At 36.4% G+C, this 4,007-nt stretch carries 3 protein-coding genes and 1 pseudogene; 3 read left to right on the top strand and 1 reads right to left on the bottom strand.

Going from position 1 to position 4,007, the window contains the following annotated elements:
• Window positions 1–217: pseudogene (locus ACVOMB_RS20785) on the bottom strand (hypothetical protein); the annotation flags it as partial.
• A gap of 220 nt (window positions 218–437) precedes the next feature.
• Here ACVOMB_RS20785 and mobQ point away from each other — a divergent pair.
• The 3 genes from mobQ to ACVOMB_RS20770 form a co-directional block, all read left to right on the top strand.
• On the top strand, window positions 438–2,000 hold the full coding sequence (mobQ, locus tag ACVOMB_RS20780; protein ID WP_419329323.1) for a MobQ family relaxase: 1,563 nt from the start codon (window positions 438–440) through the stop codon (window positions 1,998–2,000).
• Between the two features lie 676 nt (window positions 2,001–2,676).
• On the top strand, window positions 2,677–3,591 hold the full coding sequence (gene repM / locus ACVOMB_RS20775; protein ID WP_481532899.1) for a replication initiation protein RepM: 915 nt from the start codon (window positions 2,677–2,679) through the stop codon (window positions 3,589–3,591).
• Window positions 3,588–4,007, top strand: a 420-nt coding sequence (locus ACVOMB_RS20770; RefSeq protein WP_419329325.1) for a hypothetical protein, incomplete at its 3' end; no start/stop codon positions are given. The genes repM and ACVOMB_RS20770, both read left to right, overlap by 4 nt.

The following is a 4,007-nucleotide window of genomic DNA, read 5'->3' as shown; positions in this document are numbered from 1 at the left end:
CATTTAATTCAGATAATATTTGTTGTTTTTCAGCTTCATCTTCCATTTTTTTAAGCAAGTAAGAGCCTAGTAAAATTTTACGTCTAGTATCATCTTTACGTTGTTGCTCTGAAATCTTCTTTTTTTCACGAGCTTCTACAGCTTGCTTTTGAGCTTTAAGCTGTTTTAAGCGTTCTTCTTGTTTAGCAATTCTCTGTTCTAGAGATTCAACTTTCATTGTAATTCCAATATCTAAAAAACCACAGTTAGCATAAGCGCACATGAATTGAAATTCAAGGTGCTATCTGCTATCGTGGTTTTCCCGAAGGGCGCACTTTACCATTGAGAAAAATCTTCGATTTTTTCAATGGAAGTACGGCAGGGGAAATCCCCTACAACCCCAAACCAATCTATGCAGATTGGTAAAATTCGAAATCGAATTTAAGAGCAAAGGTAAAATGGCAATTTATCACTTTTCAGTTAAGACAATAAGTCGAAGTGCAGGGCGTTCAGCCGTTGCATGTTCTGCTTATCGTTCGGGTGAAAAACTGATAGATGAAAGACAAGGAAGAGAACAGGATTACACTCAAAAAACAGGCGTGGAATTTACAAAAATCTATGCCCCTGAAAATACCAATCCTGAATTATTAGGTCGTAACCAACTTTGGAACACCGTTGAAAAAGTTGAACGTAGAAAAGACGCAAATCTAGCAAGAGAATTTGAAATTGCTTTTCCCCATGAGTTGAACAAAGAGCAAAGGGAAAGAATGCTCAATGACTTATGCCAAGAGCTTGTAAAACGGCATGGTGTGATTGTGGACGCAGCCATTCATGCACCACATACTCAAAGCGGAAGTGATGAACGCAATTATCACGCTCATATCATGTTTACAGGGCGACAAATCGACCTCGAAACAGGTGATTTTGCTAAAAAGAGAAATCGGGATTTTAACAAAGAAAATTCTAGTCAGACCGTAAACCAATGGCGAGAAATCTTTGCCGACATTACCAATCAAAATCTAGCACGAGCAGGCTATTTGACCGAAGTAGACCACCGAAGCTATGCCGATCAGGACAACGGACTACAGCCGAGCATTCACGAGGGTAGCAAGGTCACACAGCTACGCAGACAGGGCATTGATACCGAAATCAGCCTGAAAAATGATTTAATCAAACAGCAAAATGCTGAAAATCAGCGATTACCTGAAATTTTGAAAGGTTTAGAGCAAGAAATACTTTTATCTGAAATGACCATTCAGAAATTAAGAGACCAAGACCTCATTCAGAAAACTGAAGAACAAAAAAAACAAAAGGAAAATGAACAAAATCTGAAACAAACTTCTCAAAATTATTTTAGGGAAGTATTCAGTGCAATCGTTGAAGCTAAAAAACTTAGAGCTGCTGTTCACAAGTTCGAGGAAGAATATGAAAATGATTACACCGCTTCTGTCAGAACAGACAGTGTTTCTTTAAATCACAAGACATATCAAGCACATCAAAAAATGATGAGTTTAGTTCAACGCTATGAACAACATGCAAATAGTCATAATTTTCTCAGCTTTCGAGATCGGACGATTGCTTACATTGAAAACAAGAAAAAAGACAAAAAAGATTTAGGCATGATGGCTTTTTTAACTAAGCCAAAAGAGCTAAAAAACCTGAATGATTCAATAAAACGCATCGCTGATCTATTCAATTATTTTTCAGATATGGCTAAAGACTTCAAACAGAATCCGTTCATGAAATCTATTCATTCAGATTTCTTTTATAAAGAACAAGAGATCAAAAAAGAGAAAGAATACAGACAAAGCCCCCAAGAGTATTTTGAGGAATCTCAAAGACGAGGAGAACATCTGCGTAAACTACTTGCAGCTGATGAAAAACGCCGATTTAACGAGAATCAACTCCGTTATAAAAAAGAAACAGAAGAATATCACGCTAAAAAAGCCCAAAAACAGGCACAAAAGCCTGATGAACCAATTAAAAAACCAGTAGATCGGAGTAATGACTTCGAAAGATAGCTTTAAATCGCTCTATTTTGCGTTTTTAGCCCACATTTCAATTTTTATATAGAATCCATAGTTGAACAAGTAAAAGTGTCTTAAATCGCAAACTGTACGTTTTTAGCGAGTGTCTACGAGCGTCACAATGAAAGTTCGCTTATTCCCCCTCTGAAAAACCGCTTTTTATTGAAATATTGGAGAAAGTGATTAGCGAGTGTCTACGAGCGACATAAATAAAATTTGTTCACACACTTTTCCCTGATTACAAATTTTTAATTTGATATCTCACAGTAAGAACAGAGCAAAGCGACTTTAAGTATTTAAACCTAGACTGAGCGAAGCGAACAATAAGCTTATGAGCGAAGCGAATTCATAGTGCTTTTGATCTTGTTTTTGCTTTTGAAACGACACGAGCGGAGCGAGTGCCATAGCCTTTGATTTTTGATGCTCTTGGGCTTTTAATATCTTTTAAAGCTTTTAAATGCTTTTAAACGAGTCGAAACGATTGCTAAACAAGGCTTGTAGAGGACATATAGCACCATTTTCTCTTGTATATAGCACCATTTTCTCTTGTATAAAGCACCATTTTCTCTTGTATAAAGCACCATTTCCTCTTGACTTAACACCATAAACATTTTAAGGTGCTATCAAACCAAGATATATCTATGGTGCTAAATTGAAAAATGGATTAGTAGTGAAAGACAATGCGTTAATGAATGCCAGTTATAACTTAGAAACGTCTGAACAGCGTTTAATATTGCTTGCAATTATGAATGCTAGAGAAACAGGGCAAGGAATTACCGCAGACAGCAAGTTAGAAATACATGCTAGTGATTACGCAAAACACTTTAATGTGTCTACAGATGCTGCATACAAAGTATTAAAAGATGCTGTAAACAATCTGTTTGAACGTAAGTTTAGCTATGTTGCGGAATATAAAAAGACTGGCAAAACAGGCATTGTGCGCTCACGTTGGGTTAGTCGTGTTTTCTATGTTGATACGTTAGCCATTTTAGAAATCACCTTTGCCCCTGACGTTGTACCACTTGTTACTCGGCTTGAGGAACACTTTACAAGTTATCAGCTTAAACAGGTATCACAGCTTACAGGTAAGTATGCAATTCGATTATACGAACTACTAATTGCATGGCGTGAAGTGGGTAAAACTCCACAAATTGAACTACCAGAATTCAGAAATAGAGTTGGTGTTGAGGATAATGAATATCAACGTATGGAGCTGTTTAAAAGGCGTGTCTTAGAACCGTCTATCAAGCAGATCAATGAGCATACAGACATCACTGTGACCTATGAACAACATAAAAAAGGTCGAGCTATTTCAGGCTTTTCATTTAAATTAAAACAGAAGCAACAAGCAAAGAAAATTCAAGCTGATCGAGATCCGAACACAGCCGATCTATTTACAAGAATGACTGATGCACAACGCCATATGTTTTCTCACAAACTATCTGAAATGCCTGAAATGTCCAGATATTCCCAAGGTACAGAGAGCTATCAGCAATTTGCTGTACGTATTGCTGACATGCTTTTACAACCTGAAAAGTTTAAAGAGTTGTATCCACTTTTAGAAAAAGCAGGATTTAAACCATGAAGCCAAAAAATAATATCAGCATGTTTGAAGCACTAAAGGCTTTATCGTCCGAGCAAAGAGCTGCTGCAACAAATCCAAACCATCCAATCAATGACCGTTTACGAGAAAGCCTAAACGAAGAAGATGAACGATTAAAAATGATAAAAAAAAGATCTGAATTGCAAGCCATGAGTAATGAAGAACTTGAATCATACGAACAGAGTTTACTTGCTCTTTGGACTCCAAGAATTGCGCTTGAAAATCAAATTGATAGACTTAGTACAGAGTACAAAGGGCAATTAGAAATATTTAATAAACTAAAAAGCCCCGATGCTCTAGAAAACTCACGCCTAAAAAGTTCGGTTTACTCATTGAAAGAAAAAATCTTAATTTTAGAGAAAAGGCTTGATGACTTAATTCAAAATATTAAATTAAAT

The sequence above is a fragment of the Stenotrophomonas sp. STEN018 genome, assembly GCF_056760235.1.
This window is presented reverse-complemented; position numbering and strand designations above follow the sequence as displayed.